Consider the following 17,143-nt stretch of genomic DNA (forward strand, 5'->3'; position numbering starts at 1 on the left):
GTATGCCGCCTTGCCGATATCCACTTTCTCTATCTATAGTTAAAAAAAGTATCTGCAGTCTCGAGCATGTTTGAGGGGGCTTCTTTAGGATTTTCTTTATTTTTAATTTTTTAAGAATTTCCTTAGAGGAAATCAATGCGGATTGGACTGACAGTGCACATGATGTAAGGGCAGAAAGTGAATCAATTTATACCGCGTAATGAAATTGCGGATGTTATACGGACACGCAGCAAAATCTTCTGGACCGTTGGCATATTCACCGCATTTATAAATATATTAATGTTAGTTCCCTCTGTCTATATGTTGCAGGTCTACGACAGGGTACTTCCTTCCCGTAATGAAATCACTTTGCTGATGTTAACGCTGATTATGCTGGGAATGTTCGGCATGATGGCGCTTCTTGAGTATGTTCGTAGCATGGTTGTTATCCGTATCGGCAGTCAGTTGGATATGCGATTGAACACCCGTGTTTACACTGCGGCCTATGAATCCAATCTGAAAAATGGCTCTTCCGACGCAGGACAGATGCTGGGTGATTTGACCACCGTACGGCAGTTCCTGACCGGCAGCGCATTGTTTGCGTTCTTCGATGCGCCCTGGTTCCCGATTTACCTGCTGGTGATTTTCCTGTTTAACCCGTGGTTGGGATTGTTCGCTCTGGTTGGCTCACTGCTGCTGGTTGCATTGGCGGTGGTCAACGAAATGGTTTCCAAGAAACCATTGGGGGAAGCCAGCAAGCTATCGATCATGTCCAGCAGTTTGGCGAGTACAAATTTGCGTAATGCCGAAGTGATCGAGGCATTGGGCATGTTACCTAATCTAAAGCGCCGCTGGTTCGGTTTGCATCAGAGATTTCTGAATAGCCAACGTGTCGCCAGTGAGCGTGCCACTACCGTTACCTCCATAACCAAGTTTGTTCGTCTTTCTTTGCAATCCCTGGTGCTGGGACTGGGGGGCTGGTTGGCGATTGATGGCCATATTACCCCCGGCATGATGATTGCAGGTTCTATCCTGATGGGGCGTACGTTGGCACCTATCGAGCAGGTGATCAACGTTTGGAAGAGCTGGAGTTCTGCCAAACTCTCCTATCAGCGCCTGGTGAAATTACTGGATAAACATCCGCCACGCGGTATGGGGATGTCTTTGCCACGGCCGGAAGGGGTCATCTCTGTTGAAGGTGTCACTGCCACGCCTCCGGGCTCCAAAGGCGATGCGGTATTACATAATGTCAGCTTCGCTATCCAACCGGGTGACGTACTGGGGATTATCGGGCCAAGCGCTTCCGGTAAGTCCACGCTGGCACGTTTGTTGGTAGGTATCTGGCCGGTCAGCGAAGGTATTGTGCGGCTTGATAACGCTGATATTTACCAATGGAACAAAGACGAACTGGGGCCCTACATCGGTTATCTGCCGCAGGATATTGAACTGTTCGCCGGCAGCATTGCTGAGAACATCGCTCGTTTTAACGACATTGATTCTGAGAAAGTGATTGAAGCCGCCAAGTTGGCCGGGGTCCATGAGCTGATCCTGCGTTTCCCTAACGGTTATGATTCAATCATTGGCAATGGCGGGGCGGGATTATCCGGCGGACAGAAGCAGCGTATTGGCCTGGCCCGGGCGCTGTATGGCGATCCTTCCCTGATCGTATTGGATGAACCCAACTCCAATCTGGATGATGCCGGTGAGAAAGCGCTGAATCAGGCGATCCTGTTCCTTAAACAGCGTAATAAAACGGTGATCCTGATTACCCATCGAACCAACCTGTTGTCGATGACCACCAAGCTGCTGCTGTTAGTGAACGGTACCGTCAATGCGTTTGGCCCAACTCAGCAGGTGCTGCAAGCGTTGGCCAATGCGCAGAAGGCGCAAACCCCACAGCAGGCGGTGCGCGCAGTCAACTCCGAGCCGGACGAAGGTAATATCCCAAAAACTCAAATTAATTAAGCTGTGTACTTGCCGGGCGGCGCCAAAATGCCGCCTGCAGTCAAAGGAGTTGGTATGTCTACGCACATTGGCGAGCCGCAAGACTCGTATTCAGAACAGATCCCGCAGGATGAACGGCGTTTCACCCGCATGGGTTGGTTAGTGGTAGGGATTGGTCTGTTTGGCTTCTTCGCCTGGGCTGCGTTTGCCCCTTTGGATAAAGGGGTCGCAGCACCGGGTTCGGTGACCGTTTCCGGCAACCGTAAAACCGTACAGGCGCCGGCCAGTGGCATCATCAAAAGTATTACGGTAAAAGAAGGCGACAAGGTTAAAGCGGGTGAGGTGTTGGTGCAGTTGAGCCAGGTTCAGGCCCAGGCGCAGGTTGACTCACTTCGCGACCAATATTACACCACGCTCGCCAGCGAAGGCCGTTTGTTGGCCGAACGTGATGGATTAAGCAAGGTCACTTTTTCTCCTGTATTTGAAGCCATTCAGGCTCAGCCGCGGGTCGCTGAGATCATTGCGCTGCAAACGCAGTTATTCTCTTCACGTCGCCAAGGATTACAAAGCGAAGTTGACGGTTATAAACAGTCAATGGACGGTATGCGTTTCCAACTGAAGGGTCTGCAGGACTCAAGGGTCAATAAGCAAATCCAGCTTTCCAGCCTGCGTGAACAGATGAACAGCATGAAGCAACTGGCGGCGGACGGTTATTTACCGCGTAACCGCTATCTGGAAGTACAGCGTCAGTTTGCGGAAGTGAACAGCAGTATCGATGAAACCGTTGGGCGAATTGGTCAGGTACAAAAACAGTTGCAGGAGTCACAGCAGAGGATCGACCAACGCTTTGCCGACTATCAACGCGAAGTCAGAACTCAGTTGGCGCAAACGCAGATGGATGCCAGCGAGTTTAGGAACAAGTTGGAAATGGCGAATTTTGACCTTGGCAACACGGCTATCACTTCGCCGGTAGATGGCACTGTTGTAGGACTGAATATCTTTACTCAGGGGGGCGTCGTGGGAGCGGGTGACCACCTGATGGACGTTGTACCAAGTCAGGCTACGCTGGTGGTGGATTCACGCCTCAAGGTAGAGCTGATTGATAAAGTGTACAACGGATTGCCGGTGGATCTGATGTTTACTGCTTTCAACCAAAACAAGACCCCGAAAATACCGGGGACGGTGACGTTGGTTTCTGCCGACCGTCTGGTCGACAAGGCCAATGGCGAACCCTACTACCAAATGCAGGTCACGGTTTCGCCTGAGGGCATGAAATTGCTCAGTGGCGAAGACATCAAGCCGGGGATGCCTGTTGAGGTGTTTGTGAAGACCGGCTCGCGCTCACTGTTGAGTTATCTGTTTAAACCTATTTTGGATCGCGCTCATACTTCATTAACCGAGGAATAATTTTGATTCAATTTAAACGACAGGTTGCTGGCCTTGCTATCAGTACCCTCTTGTTTGCGATAGCTGCGCCGGTTCATTCGATAGGGATTATAGACGCATATTCGCTGGCACTTGAAAAAGATCCGACCTTTAGGGCGGCTATAAAAGAGAAAGAGGCGGGAGACGAAAACGAAAACATCGGCAGGGCGGGGTTGCTGCCGAAGGTATCGCTTAATTACCAGAACTCACCGAGAAACTGGCAAACGCAGAAGTTTCCGCAAGGTGATCTCTTTGGCCGCGTCACTGAAACCACCAAACGGCAGCAGTACCGCAGTTATTCCAGCTCGGTTACGCTGACGCAACCGCTGTTCGATTACGAGGCTTATGCACGCTACAAGGCTGGCGTGGCGCAGACCCTGATGTCTGATGAACGCTACCGCAGTAAGTTTCTCGACTTGGCTGTACGGGTGATCTCCGCCTATGTGGAAGTGGCTTACTCCAAGGACCAAATCGCTTTAGCCTCAGCGCAAAAAGCAGCCTATAAAGAACAGTTGTCGCTGAACGATCGCTTAATGGGCGCGGGTGAGGGTACCATTACCGACGTTTCCGAGACTCAAGCGCGCTACAGCCTGGCAGAGGCGCAGGAAATTGAGGCGCGTGATGCGCTGGATGCGGCTCAGCGCGAGCTGGAAGTCATTATTGGTATGCCACTCAATCAGCTCGATGATGTACAGCTGCTACGCCCTGGCAAATTCCAGGTGGCGCCGTTGATCCCATCAAAGTTTGAAGAGTGGCAAAAAATTGCCCTCGAGAATAACCCGATGTTAGCGGCTTCTCGCCACGGGGTTGATGCGGCGAAATATGAAGTGGAGAGAAATCGTGCCGGTTTTATGCCGCAGGTGCAGCTCTACGCCTCGCATTCTGAGAATGACTCGAGCAGCGATAATACGGTTAACCAAAAATATCGCACTAACAGTATTGGCGTGCAGGTGAGTATGCCGATCTACGCCGGCGGAGGGGTTTCGGCATCGACTCGCCAGGCTGCATCTCGATATGGGCAGGCGATGTACGAAATGGATGCGCAGGTGGGCACCACGCTTAACGATCTGCGCAAACAGTATAATCTTTGTATCAGTAGCCGTGCCAAACTGGCGGCCTACGAGCTGGCGGTGAAGTCGGCGACAACTCAGGTAACGGCAACACGCCAGAGCGTGCTGGCGGGTCAGCGTGTCAACGTCGATGTACTTAATGCTGAGCAACAGTTGTACAGTGCTCAACGTGATCTGGCCTCGGCTAAGTACACTTACATAAAATCCTGGATTACGTTGCTGAGTGATTCGGGAACCCTTGATGAACGAGATGTAAAACGCGTGGCGCAGTATTTTTCCAGGAGCCATTGAACAGATAGTTACACTCATCATGACTATTTATCCGAAAGAGCAGCCTTGAGCTGCTCTTTTTTGTCTCAATACGTTATGTTTGCGGACAGCAACGCCATTGGATTTCTGTGGATGAAGGTTGAGAGCCGCTTTGACTGCTCTGACGTTTTGGCGATAAGTCGAGTAAGTTGTATCATGTCTGCCTGCATTAATATCTGAGTTGGCATTTTTCTCCTGATTTTTTGAACCAATAGATTATTTTTAACCAGTGAGGATTCTCCAGTAAGGCTGGGGAAGAGGGGTTGATATGGCGATTTTAGTCACCGGCGGAGCCGGTTATATCGGTTCTCATACCGTTCTGGCTTTGCTGGAGCGCGATGAGGATGTGGTGGTATTGGATAACCTGTCGAACTCTTCGGAAGAGTCTTTGCATCGTGTAGAAAAGTTAGCGGGCAAAGCGGCTGTGTTTTACCAGGGGGACATTCAGGATGGCGAATGCCTGAAGCGTATCTTCGACGCTCATGCGATAGATTCGGTTATCCATTTTGCCGGTTTGAAAGCCGTGGGGGAGTCGACTCGCAAGCCACTTGAGTACTATCAAAACAATGTTGCCGGCACGCTGGTGTTACTGGATGAAATGCGCCGTGCAGGTATTCACCAATTTATCTTTAGCTCTTCCGCTACAGTTTATGGCGCTAACTCTCCCGTGCCTTATGTGGAAACAACGCCGATTGGTGGTACCACTAGTCCTTACGGCACATCAAAGTTGATGGTTGAGCAAATTCTGCAGGATTTCGCTAAAGCGGAGCCACAGTTTTCCATTATCGCTTTGCGTTACTTCAATCCGGTAGGTGCGCACGAGTCAGGCTTGATTGGTGAAGATCCAAATGGTATCCCGAACAATCTGTTGCCCTATATCTCTCAGGTAGCCATTGGCAAACTGGATAAGTTGGGCATTTTCGGCGGCGATTACCCAACTGAAGATGGCACCGGTGAACGTGATTACATCCACGTGATGGATTTGGCCGAAGGGCATTTGGTGGCGATGGATCATTTGAAGAAAATTGTGGGTTTCAAAGCATACAATCTGGGAGCAGGAGTAGGGCACTCGGTTTTGGCAATGGTGCAGGCTTTTGAAAAGGCTTCTGGCATGAAGATCCCATATCAGATCTTGCCGCGTCGTGATGGCGATTTGCCTGCTTTCTGGGCTGACGCGAATCTTGCCCGTGAGGAGCTGGGTTGGGAAGTGCGGCGTGGTATCGATGAAATGATGCGCGATACCTGGAATTGGCAAAAGAATAACCCGCAAGGCTATAGCCGCAAAAGTTGAGTTGGGGTAACACTCCATTCTGACTAAGCCCGCAGTTCAACGCTGCGGGCTTTTTTTAAGGAACAGGTAGGTTGCAAAGGATATGACTTGCATTAATTAATAATCATTCTCAATTTTATTCTGTTTTAATTTGTATGTATAACTATAAGCACACTACTTATTTCGATTGGTATTTGTCCGATAAATGCTATGTGATTCATCAATCGATATCAAAAAATCGCGGTCTTTATAGAGGCTTGTCTTTTTTGTTTTTTCTTTAATTTCAATCTATTATGTTTATTATTGCCAGGTGGGGAGGTCGTTGCGTAGACAAATGATGTTTTGTCTACGTGTGGTTAATGTATTAACTTCTGACATGGGTGTATACTTCAGGCCGAATAAATTGATGTCATTTTCTGCTGTGTGCTATAACGCAACAATGCAATGCAACGGCATTGCGCTGATTTTATATGTGCTGCAGTAATGAAACAGTAATTGCTGGGAGTTCCCACAAAAATGCTAAAAGCTGTCATTCCCGTTGCAGGTCTAGGAACCCGCATGTTACCGGCCACCAAAGCTATCCCTAAGGAAATGTTGCCGGTCGTAGACAAACCCCTCATCCAATACATTGTGAATGAATGCGTTGCTGCTGGTGTTACGGAAATTATTCTTGTTACACATTCATCAAAAAATGCCATTGAAAATCACTTTGACACTTCGTTTGAACTGGAAAGCATGCTGGAGTCGCGCGTCAAGCGCCAACTGCTAGAAGAAGTGCAATCGATCTGTCCTAAAGGCGTTACGTTGATGCATGTACGCCAAGGTCAGTCCAAAGGCTTGGGGCATGCAATCTTGTGCGCTAGACCATTGATTGGTGACGAAGCTTTTGCGGTACTGCTACCCGATGTCTTAATTGACGATGTTGCCTCAGATCTTAAAAGAGATAATTTGGCTAGCATGATTGCTCGATTTGCGGAACATGGACGCAGTCAGGTCATGGTAGAACCCGTGCCGGAAGAAGATGTCTCCAAATACGGGGTGGTCGATTGCAGTGGTGTCGAAATTCATCCAGGTGAGAGCCTGCCAATGCGTGCAATTGTAGAAAAGCCACAGTTGGATAAAGCACCTTCAAATTTGGCTGTGGTTGGCCGTTACGTATTGGCTGCGGATATTTGGCCGTTGCTGGAGAAAACGCCTTACGGTGCTGGTGGAGAAATTCAGTTAACCGATGCGATTGCCCTGTTGATGGAACAAAAACCGGTTGATGCTTTTGCTATGGTAGGGCGTTCTCATGACTGTGGCGACAAGCTGGGCTACATGAAGGCCTTCGTTGAGTTCGGGCTCCGGCATCCGACGCAGGGAAAAGATTTTTCGGCGTGGCTGAAAAGGGTTTTCAATCACTGATACCACGTGTTTTTGTGTGTTAGGAATCCAGTCGATTCCTAGAGAAAAATGGTGCTGCTGAATGTAACGTAACAAGCAACCTGTGCGTGATAGCGGTAAGACCTAAAGATCCTGTAAACTGGATTTTTTGAAATATGTAGTAGAATCAATTGGTTGCTTGGTTTGTACTCTGGTTGCGATAATGCCAGGGGCGGTAGCGTGGTTGTAAATAGTGAAGAACCCTGAAGCTTGCCTTTCCTGGCGAGGCGCTCGTTAGCAAACGCAGTTGATAAGTATTACGTTTCTTATGTTAGGGAATTTTAATCTTAAATCGAGTTTTCATATGAAGTATAGCTTAGGTTACCTCTGGGATTTGGTTGCGGTCATCACAGAGAAAGAATTAAAAGTTAGATATAAAAGCAGTTTTTTTGGCTATTTGTGGTCAATTGCTAACCCATTACTCTTTGCGATGATCTACTACTTCATCTTTAAGTTAGTGATGAGGGTTCAAATACCAAACTATACGGTATTTATTATTACCGGGCTTTTCCCGTGGCAATGGTTCGCGAGTTCTACAACGAATTCTTTATATTCTTTTATTGCCAATGCACAAATAATAAAGAAAACAGTATTTCCTCGTTCCGTTATCCCTTTCAGTAACGTACTTATGGAATGTCTGCATTTTTTATGCACCATTCCTGTGATTATTGTCTTTCTCTATGTATACGGTATGCGTCCTTCGGTTGACTGGATTTGGGGAATTCCGTTAATTGGTATAGCCCAAATGTTGATGACTTTTGGCATTGCAATGATGTTGTCGACGTTGAACCTTTTTTTCCGTGATCTAGAAAGATTCGTGACCCTAGGTATTATGCTGATGTTTTATTGCACGCCAATTCTTTATTCTGGCGATATGATACCCAAAGAGTATCATTTCTTAATCGATTATAACCCGCTGGCAAATATGATACTCAGTTGGCGCGATCTTTTCATGAATGGGGTTATCGATTATCACCAGGTTGGTATGCTCTATGGATATGCACTTTTATTTGTCATCATCGGTACAAGCATATTTAATAAATTAAAGTACAGATTTGCAGAGATACTATAATGAGTTTGGCTATAGAGTTTAAAAATGTTACTAAGTGCTATCCATTATATCATCATATTGGATCTGGCATCAAAGAATTGATTTTTAATCCACGTAGAGCATTAAGCTTGCTAAGTGGTCGAAGCTATTTAGCGGTTGAAGACATTAGCTTTCAGGTTCAGAAAGGGGAGTCTGTAGCACTTATTGGTCGTAATGGCGCGGGAAAGAGTACTTCACTTGGTTTGGTCGCTGGTGTAATGAAGCCATCGTCCGGTACTGTAAGTGTCGTTGGGCGCGTTGCGTCCATGTTGGAATTGGGCGGTGGCTTTCATCCCGAGCTTACTGGAAGAGAGAATATTCGACTTAATGCCACATTGTTAGGGTTGCGTCGTAAAGAACTAAAACAACGTCTGGATAAAATTATCGAGTTCTCTGAATTAGGTGAGTTCATCGATGAACCCATTCGGGTCTATTCAAGTGGTATGCTGGCGAAGTTAGGGTTTTCGGTGATAACACAGGTAGATCCGGATATATTGATAATCGATGAGGTTCTGGCTGTGGGTGATATTGCTTTTCAGCGGAAATGTCTGAAGACTATTAATGAGTTCAAAAAGAAAGGGGTTACAATTCTTTTTGTTAGTCATAACCTTGAGGATGTTGAGAAAATCTGTGACAAAGTCATTTGGATTGAAAACCATAAAATGAGAGAGATGGGAGATGCCCACTCCGTTATCTCTCAATATAAAATAGCAATGGCCTGATTTTTATAATTCTGACTTTTAGGTAATTCACATGAGCTCTATTAAGATTTATACTTGTCATCACAAACCAAGCGCGTTTCTTGATTCATCGCTGATTCAACCGATTCACGTTGGTAAGGCAAATAACCCGAATGAGATCGGCTGTCTTGGTGATGATACTGGAGATAATATCTCTTTCAAAAACCCGTTTTACTGTGAGTTGACCGCGCATTATTGGGTGTGGAAGAATGCGCAACCGGCAGACTATGTTGGTTTTATGCATTATCGACGTCATTTTAACTTCTCAAAAGATCAACAGGTTCCGGAAGATAACTGGGGCGTAGTTAATTATGAGAAAATTGATGCGTCATATCATGATAAATTTGGTTTAAACGATAAAGATATTTCTCTATGTCTGATGGATGTTGACATTGTTTTGCCAAAGAAATGGGATGTCAGTGCTGCAGGTAGCAAGAACAACTATCATCATTACAAAGTTTCTAACTACCTGCATATTGAAGATTACGATGCTGCATTGGAAATCCTTGCTGACATTTACCCTGAGTATAGATCTGCTGCAGATAAGTTTAATAACGCTACGGATGGTTATTACACAAATATGTTTGTTATGCGAAAAGATATCTTTAATGACTATTCCAAGTGGCTATTCACTATTTTGGAAAGGTTAGAAAGTAAACTTCGATTCAAAAATTATAACTCACAAGAAAAGCGAGTTGTTGGTCATATCTCAGAGCGTTTGCTGAATATTTATATCGCGTACCAAATTGAACAACACGCTTTTAAAGTGAAAGAGTTACAACGTACTTTCATCGAACAAGAAACTTTTAATGCTACCTTAAAGCCAATCTTTTCGACCAAGAATGTCCCAGTGGTGATCTGCTTCGATGATAATTACTCTATCAGTGGCTCCGCGTTAATTAATTCTATTGTTAAGCATGCAAGTTCAGAACTCAATTATGACTTGATTATTCTTGAAAATGGAATTTCTTTATCAAACAAACGTCGTTTGTTGTCTCTAGTTGCTGATGTTGAAAACTTCAGTCTTCGTTTCTTTGATGTTAATGCCTTTAGTGAGATAAAAAACGTCTTTACCCGTGCTCATTTTAGTTCGGCAACCTATGCTCGTTTGTTCATTCCGAAACTTTTTTCCGAGTTTGAAAAAGTTATCTTTATTGACGCAGATACTGTTGTTGAAAGTGACCTGGCTGAATTGATGACCATCCCGCTTGGGAATAATCTGGTCGCTGCAGTAAAAGACATTGTCATGGAAGGGTTTGTCTTATTCGGTGCAATGTCTCAGTCCAGTGATGGTGTAATGCCAGCCAAAGAGTATTTGTCAAGCTCATTGGAGATGGTTAACCCTGATGGCTATTTCCAAGCCGGTATTTTGGTATTTAACATTGATTTGATGAACAAGGAAAATACGTTTTCCAACCTAATGGATGCGATGAAAAGCAAAACATATTGGTTCCTTGATCAGGATATAATGAATAAAGTGTTCCATGGCCGCGTGCACTATTTGCCATTGGAATGGAACGTATATCACGGTAATGGTAATACTGAAGATTTCTTCCCTAATTTACCTTTTAAAACCTACATGGATTATCTTGAGGCTCGCAGAAAACCGAAGATGATTCACTTTGCCGGTGAGAATAAACCGTGGAATACGCGCCACGTTGATTTTTTTGATAACTATCATAAAAACATCGTGAATACGCCATGGGCGTTTGAAGCTTATGAACGCCTGATTGGCACCTCGGTTTCACATGCTTCTGCAGCACAGCTTGTGAACAATACGCCCGTGTTGCTGCAGACCAAATTAAAACGCGCTTTGATGCCGACTCTTAATAAATGGGCACCAATAGGCACGTCTCGTCGCAACTTTATGACGAAATATTACTACAAAGTTAGACGCGTAATTCTTGGGTAACTTAATGATGAATAGCAAAAAAATCCTAATTGTAGGTGCCGGTTTCTCTGGCGCAGTAATCGGACGTCAACTGGCTGAACAGGGGCATTTGGTTCAAATCATCGACAGCCGGGATCATATCGCAGGTAACTGCTACGATGCCCGTGATGCGAAGACCGACGTTATGGTGCATACCTATGGTCCGCATATCTTCCATACTGACAACGAACAGGTATGGAATTTTGTTAATAGTTACTCCACCATGATGCCCTACGTTAATCGGGTTAAAGCGACGGTTGACGGACAGGTTTTCTCGTTGCCAATAAATCTTCATACGATTAACCAATTCTTTAAAAAAACCTGTTCACCAGCGGAAGCCAAGGCATTAATCGCTGAAAAAGGTGACAGCAGCATTACTGAACCGAAATCGTTTGAAGAGCAAGCGTTGCGTTTTGTCGGCAAAGAGCTTTATGAAGCCTTCTTTAAAGGTTACACCATTAAGCAATGGGGCATGTCCCCAGCTCAACTGCCAGCATCGATCCTTAAACGTTTACCTATTCGCTTCAATTATGATGATAACTATTTTAATCATAAATTTCAGGGTATGCCGAAAGACGGCTATACCAAAATGGTTGAAGGTATTTTAGACCATGCGAATATTGCCGTATCTCTCGGTGTACAATTCCAGCCGCAGGAACGCGAGCGATACGACCATGTGTTTTACAGCGGACCACTGGATGCGTTCTATGGATTCCAGTTCGGTCGTTTAGGGTACCGTACGCTAGATTTTGAAAAATTCTCTGTGGATGGTGATTACCAGGGGTGTGCGGTAATGAACTATTGCGAGCAATCAGTACCTTACACGCGTATCACCGAACATAAATATTTTTCGCCGTGGGAGCAGCATGAAGGCTCTGTTTGTTATAAAGAATATAGCCGTGCATGCGAGGAAAACGATATACCTTACTACCCAATTCGACAAGTCGGTGAAATGAGCCTGCTGGAAAAATATGTCGATTTGGCAGAAAAAGAAAATAACATGACCTTTATCGGGCGGTTGGGAACCTACCGCTATCTGGATATGGATGTGACTATTGCTGAGGCGTTGAAAACCGCTGAAATTTATCTGACCAGTCTGGAGAAAAAAACGACCATGCCGGTATTTACGGTCAGTATCAGATGAAAACCACGGCGTTAATTGTTACTTTCAATCGCCTGGAAAAATTGAAACAGTGCTGGATGGCAACTGCCGCGCTGCCTTTTGAGCATATTGTCGTTGTTGATAATGCTTCTACCGATGGTACTCAGACTTGGCTGAACGGGATTGAGGATGCTCGTCTGCATGTACTGCGTGCTGACCAAAATAATGGTGGTGCGGGTGGGTTTAAGCTTGGCGCAGAAATCATTGCTCAAAAAATAGATACTGATTGGGTATTTATGTTTGACGATGATGCTTATCCTCAAGCTGAGTTGCTGGTGCGTTTTGCCGAGTTGGTAAAAACTAATTATGCAGCATATTGTTGTCGGGTACTGGATAAGCAGGGTGTACTTTGTAAAATGAATGTGCCCTTCAGTAAGATGCCAACATCGCTGATGCGCACGCTCGATTATGTTGCAAGGCCTGCCCGCTATACCCCGACAGGACTGGAGGTGTCAGAGGTTGTGACGCTGTCATTTGTTGGTGCAATAATTCGCAAAGACGTTTTAGCCGCCAATATTGAGTCTATCTGGTCAGAACTTTTTATTTATTATGATGATCTTTACTTCTCTTACAGGTTGAATCAACAGGGATATCGATTCCGATACTCGCCAGAGCTGCTGTTCTTGCATGATGTAGCACCGGCTAATGGGGGGATCAACCCGCCGTGGAAGGTATACTATCTGGTCAGGAACTTGCTGCTCTCCAGAGTGTTGTTCAAAAAAAATGAGAGACCTTACTCATTTGGAGCCATCGTGTTACGTATTGCTAAATATTTACTTTCTGTTACCTCGCAAGCTAACAAGATAGAATATATTAGATATGTAGTACGCGGTATTGTTGACGGTATATCACGTAAAACTGGTAAACGACATTAGCCGGTAAGAGTTAAATGAAAAAGATTTGTTATTTTATCAACTCAGATTGGTACTTTGAACTTCACTGGGTTGAAAGAGCCTTGGCAGCTAAAGCTGCCGGCTATGAAATTCATGTTGTCAGCCACTTTGTGGGAGACGGCATTCAGCAAAATCTGGCAGAAAAAGGTTTTATCTGTCATGACTCTTCTGTTTCCGAGCTTTCCATCAACCCAATTAATTTTTTTGGCTCATTGGTTAAGGTCTGGCAGTTACTTAAGAAAATTAACCCGGATGTATTGCATTGTATCACCATCAAACCTTGCCTGATGGGGGGCTTCTTTGCCCGTTTTTATAATAAGCCTATCATTTTGGGCTTTGTAGGACTGGGCCGGGTATTTATGGAAGATAAGTTGTCGATGAACGTTATTCGTTTTCTGACATTACATTCCTATAATCATATATTTAAGAATAAAAAATGTCTGTTGGCCTTTGAACATGAGCACGATCGTGATCGGCTCATTGACCTTACTGATGCCGTAAAAAGCCAGACTGTAGTGATCGACGGGGCCGGTATCAATCCGGAGATCTATCACTATTCATTGGAAATCAATCGAGAAAAACCCATTGTGCTGTTTGCCAGCCGTTTGCTGTGGAGCAAAGGACTGGGTGATTTGGTGGAAGTGAAGAAGCGTTTAGCGCTTAAAGGCGTAGATTTTGTGCTCAATGTGGCAGGGATCTCGATCGTTGACGATCCCGATGCTATCCCATTGTCGCAAATTGAAGAATGGCATCAGCAAGGGTTGATAAACTGGCTTGGCCATTGTTCTGATGTTTACAGTCTTATCAAAGCTTCTAACGTTGTGGCGTTACCCTCTACCTATTCTGAAGGTATTCCTCGCATCTTGCTTGAGGCGTCGTCTGTCGGGCGCGCTTGCATTGCTTACGATGTTGGTGGATGCCAAAGCCTGATCATTGATGAATACACAGGGAGTTTGGTGGAGAAACGTAACATCAAACTTTTGGCAGAAAAGTTGGAAAAATTACTTACCAGCCCAAACAAACGTGTAGAGATGGGCGTTCGTAGTCGAGAGCGAATTGAGAGCAAATTCGCATCATCACTGGTTATTGATGACACGCTGAAACTCTATCAGCGTGCGATTGCCACCGGGAATTATTAATTTAAGGAGCACTATTTTGGCTTTTTTCGCGAAATTATGGACGAAAAGGCATAATAGGGATGTTCAGACTCCACCGATATCGAAGAAAACATTTTATTTGGTTTCAGCTGCAGGCATGCCAAATTTTGGCGATGACATGCTGACGCGATATTGGATAAATGAATTGCAACGACAGTTTCCTGGCAGCGTTATTTATCTTGATGCTGTGGATGCTGTGGTAGCTACGGAGCTGTTCCCAGGGGTTAAATGCGTTGATTATCTTTGGCGCTTGGCGCAGGCTCTGGGTGACGATGGGTCCGTTCAGGAAAAATTTGCTGATCCTTATACGCTGCCGCTTCGTGAGCGCTTGATGACCGAGGCATTTATCTCTGCGGAAAGCATCCATCTGTTAGGGGGCGGCTACATCAATGAACTCTGGGGAGCCAATGCGCGGTTGATAGAGCTTGCGGCTTACTTTGCCGAAAAACATCAGTTGGTCAGCTACGCAACCGGACTTGGATTGCAGCCGCTTTCGCCCGAAAATGCCACTAAATTCGCCCCCTCCATCCGCCAATTTAATCAGTTTGATGTGCGAGACGAAGCCAGTTACGAGGTATTGAAACCTTTCGAGCTGCCAGACCTGAGCTTTACTGGGGACGATTATTTTGCTTTCCCTGGTTCTCCTATCGGGCGTCTTGTCGAAAGTGAACAACCCACTCTTCATTTGTGTATCCACACTGAATTGTCTGAAGGCGGGATTCTGACAGATAATCTGCTGCTATTGTTGCAGAAGGCGGTAGCTAGTTTTTGTCGTACCCATCCTGCGGCCGCGATCAATTTTTATGAGTTTCGTCCAGGCTCAGATGGGGTATTTTTCCGTCAGGTGCAAGAACGTTTCCCACAGGCAAATTTCATACAGTTCGAACAGATTTGGCAAGATGGTTTAACATTCGCCACCAATGATTTTTGCATCAGTTCACGTTTTCATTTCCAGGTGATTGCTGCAAGCCTTGGTATCGCGGGGATTGCGCTATCGTGGTCAGATTATTACGACAACAAATTTGCCAGTTTGCAGCCGATGTCTGACTGGCCTATGGTTCGGCCGGATATCAGTGTGGATGCATTGGTGCCATTGCTATCACCAGAAGTCAGTATTGATCGCCAGTCAGGAAAGGAACTTATTCAGCAAGCCAAGCAACATTTATTGACACAACTGTATAATTTCTGATGGTTTATTATCTGTTGTAAAGCCTATCGCACCAATCACTACCCACGCGGTTCAATCCTGAGTTAACATGTGTGCCACATCACAAAACCTGTTGGCCAAAGTTGCTAACAGGGTCATCCTCAGACAGGAGTTCTTCAATGTCCAAGCAACAAATCGGCGTTGTCGGCATGGCGGTAATGGGCCGCAATCTGGCACTGAACATCGAAAGCCGTGGCTATACTGTTTCGATCTTTAACCGCTCAGGCGACAAAACCGACGAAGTTATTGCAGAGAATCCGGGTAAAAACTTGGTGCCGCACTACACCGTTGAAGAGTTTGTTGAATCTCTGGAAAAGCCACGCCGCATTTTGCTGATGGTGAAAGCGGGCGAAGCGACGGACAAGACCATTGCTTCCCTGACTCCGCACCTGGATAAAGGTGACATTCTGATCGACGGTGGCAACACCTACTATCAGGACACCATCCGTCGTAACCGCGAACTGTCTGATCAAGGTTTCAACTTCATCGGCACCGGCGTTTCCGGTGGTGAAGAGGGCGCATTGAAAGGCCCTTCAATCATGCCTGGCGGCCAGAAAGAAGCTTACGAGCTGGTGGCGCCAATCTTGAAGAAAATCGCTGCGGTAGCGGAAGGCGAGCCTTGCGTGACTTATATCGGCGCTGACGGTGCCGGTCACTATGTGAAGATGGTACACAACGGTATCGAGTACGGCGACATGCAGCTGATTGCAGAAGCCTATTCCCTGTTGAAACAGGCGCTGAACCTGAGCAATGAAGAACTGGCTGATACCTTTGCCGAGTGGAACAAAGGCGAACTGAACAGCTACCTGATCGACATCACCAAAGATATCTTCACCAAGAAAGATGAAGAAGGTAAATACCTGGTTGATGTGATCCTGGACGAAGCGGCCAACAAAGGCACCGGTAAATGGACCAGCCAGAGCTCTCTGGATCTGGGCGAGCCGCTGTCGTTGATCACCGAGTCAGTGTTCGCGCGTTACCTGTCCTCACTGAAAGACCAGCGTGTGGCTGCATCTAAAGTGCTGACCGGTCCTAAAGCGACCCCAGTGAGCGGTGACAAGGCTGAATTCATTGAGAAAGTGCGCCGCGCACTGTACCTGGGCAAAATCGTTTCTTATGCGCAGGGCTTCTCTCAATTGAAAGCCGCTTCCAAAGAAAACAACTGGGATCTGCACTACGGCGACATTGCCAAGATCTTCCGCGCCGGCTGCATCATCCGTGCACAGTTCCTGCAGAAAATCACCGACGCCTATGCACAGGACGCGGATATCGCTAACCTGTTGCTGGCACCTTACTTCAAGCAGATTGCTGACGAATATCAGCAGGCGCTGCGTGACGTGGTGTCCTACGCGGTGCAAAACGGCATCCCTACGCCGACCTTCTCTGCGGCTATCTCTTACTACGACAGCTACCGTTCAGCGGTTCTGCCTGCCAACCTGATCCAGGCGCAGCGTGACTACTTCGGTGCTCACACCTACAAACGTATCGACAAAGAAGGCGTGTTCCATACCGAATGGATGGAATAATCCCAGCGCTTGACGCATA

13 protein-coding genes are annotated in these 17,143 nt (G+C 46.1%); all 13 read left to right on the forward strand.

The genetic code is table 11. The annotated features are described in order from the left end of the window. Positions 1–177: 177 nt before the first annotated feature. Positions 178–1,944: a type I secretion system permease/ATPase gene (locus ACUTQ5_RS03425; RefSeq protein ID WP_445650091.1), complete on the forward strand. Its 1,767-nt coding sequence runs from the start codon at positions 178–180 to the stop codon at positions 1,942–1,944. Between the two features lie 54 nt (positions 1,945–1,998). Continuing rightward, positions 1,999–3,330 carry an HlyD family type I secretion periplasmic adaptor subunit gene (locus tag ACUTQ5_RS03430; protein ID WP_445650092.1) on the forward strand — a complete coding sequence of 444 codons (1,332 nt, stop codon included), beginning with the start codon at positions 1,999–2,001 and terminating at the stop codon, positions 3,328–3,330. 2 nt (positions 3,331–3,332) lie between these two features. Beyond that, positions 3,333–4,709: a TolC family outer membrane protein gene (locus ACUTQ5_RS03435; protein WP_445650093.1), complete on the forward strand. Its 1,377-nt coding sequence runs from the start codon at positions 3,333–3,335 to the stop codon at positions 4,707–4,709. Between the two features lie 286 nt (positions 4,710–4,995). Beyond that, a complete protein-coding gene (galE, locus tag ACUTQ5_RS03440; protein WP_445650094.1) occupies positions 4,996–6,018 on the forward strand; it encodes a UDP-glucose 4-epimerase GalE in 1,023 nt (340 codons plus the stop codon). 495 nt (positions 6,019–6,513) lie between these two features. Then, a complete protein-coding gene (galU, locus tag ACUTQ5_RS03445; protein WP_445650095.1) occupies positions 6,514–7,401 on the forward strand; it encodes a UTP--glucose-1-phosphate uridylyltransferase GalU in 888 nt (295 codons plus the stop codon). Between the two features lie 322 nt (positions 7,402–7,723). Next, complete coding sequence (locus tag ACUTQ5_RS03450; RefSeq protein ID WP_445650096.1) at positions 7,724–8,491, forward strand: ABC transporter permease; 768 nt, start codon at positions 7,724–7,726, stop codon at positions 8,489–8,491. Then, a complete protein-coding gene (locus ACUTQ5_RS03455; protein ID WP_445650097.1) occupies positions 8,491–9,231 on the forward strand; it encodes an ABC transporter ATP-binding protein in 741 nt (246 codons plus the stop codon). The genes ACUTQ5_RS03450 and ACUTQ5_RS03455 overlap by 1 nt, the downstream gene beginning before the upstream one ends. A gap of 31 nt (positions 9,232–9,262) precedes the next feature. After that, complete coding sequence (locus ACUTQ5_RS03460) at positions 9,263–11,161, forward strand: DUF4422 domain-containing protein (RefSeq protein ID WP_445650098.1); 1,899 nt, start codon at positions 9,263–9,265, stop codon at positions 11,159–11,161. A 7-nt stretch (positions 11,162–11,168) separates the two neighbouring features. Next, positions 11,169–12,323, forward strand: a complete 1,155-nt coding sequence (glf, locus tag ACUTQ5_RS03465; RefSeq protein WP_445650246.1) for a UDP-galactopyranose mutase — start codon at positions 11,169–11,171, stop codon at positions 12,321–12,323. Further along, positions 12,320–13,216, forward strand: coding sequence for a glycosyltransferase (locus ACUTQ5_RS03470; RefSeq protein WP_445650099.1), 897 nt, complete (start codon positions 12,320–12,322; stop codon positions 13,214–13,216). The genes glf and ACUTQ5_RS03470 overlap by 4 nt, the downstream gene beginning before the upstream one ends. Positions 13,217–13,230: 14 nt before the next feature. Beyond that, complete coding sequence (locus ACUTQ5_RS03475; protein ID WP_445650100.1) at positions 13,231–14,373, forward strand: glycosyltransferase family 4 protein; 1,143 nt, start codon at positions 13,231–13,233, stop codon at positions 14,371–14,373. A 16-nt stretch (positions 14,374–14,389) separates the two neighbouring features. Then, positions 14,390–15,580, forward strand: a complete 1,191-nt coding sequence (locus ACUTQ5_RS03480) for a polysaccharide pyruvyl transferase family protein (protein ID WP_445650101.1) — start codon at positions 14,390–14,392, stop codon at positions 15,578–15,580. Positions 15,581–15,717: 137 nt separating this feature from the next. Beyond that, entirely contained in the window at positions 15,718–17,124 is a 1,407-nt protein-coding gene (gene gndA / locus ACUTQ5_RS03485; RefSeq protein WP_442230629.1) for an NADP-dependent phosphogluconate dehydrogenase, read from the forward strand. The last annotated feature ends 19 nt before the right edge of the window (positions 17,125–17,143 follow it).

The organism is Serratia sp. NA_112.1, assembly GCF_052691715.1.

What these genes read in the sequence shown, in the direction of transcription:
- ACUTQ5_RS03460 (WP_445650098.1), top strand. Translation starts at nt 9,263, where the DNA reads ATGAGCTCTATTAAGATTTATACTTGTCATCACAAACCAAGCGCGTTT.
- ACUTQ5_RS03450 (WP_445650096.1), top strand. Translation starts at nt 7,724, where the DNA reads ATGAAGTATAGCTTAGGTTACCTCTGGGATTTGGTTGCGGTCATCACA.
- ACUTQ5_RS03470 (WP_445650099.1), top strand. Translation starts at nt 12,320, where the DNA reads ATGAAAACCACGGCGTTAATTGTTACTTTCAATCGCCTGGAAAAATTG.
- galU (WP_445650095.1), top strand. Translation starts at nt 6,514, where the DNA reads ATGCTAAAAGCTGTCATTCCCGTTGCAGGTCTAGGAACCCGCATGTTA.
- ACUTQ5_RS03475 (WP_445650100.1), top strand. Translation starts at nt 13,231, where the DNA reads ATGAAAAAGATTTGTTATTTTATCAACTCAGATTGGTACTTTGAACTT.
- glf (WP_445650246.1), top strand. Translation starts at nt 11,169, where the DNA reads ATGAATAGCAAAAAAATCCTAATTGTAGGTGCCGGTTTCTCTGGCGCA.
- gndA (WP_442230629.1), top strand. Translation starts at nt 15,718, where the DNA reads ATGTCCAAGCAACAAATCGGCGTTGTCGGCATGGCGGTAATGGGCCGC.
- ACUTQ5_RS03430 (WP_445650092.1), top strand. Translation starts at nt 1,999, where the DNA reads ATGTCTACGCACATTGGCGAGCCGCAAGACTCGTATTCAGAACAGATC.
- ACUTQ5_RS03455 (WP_445650097.1), top strand. Translation starts at nt 8,491, where the DNA reads ATGAGTTTGGCTATAGAGTTTAAAAATGTTACTAAGTGCTATCCATTA.
- galE (WP_445650094.1), top strand. Translation starts at nt 4,996, where the DNA reads ATGGCGATTTTAGTCACCGGCGGAGCCGGTTATATCGGTTCTCATACC.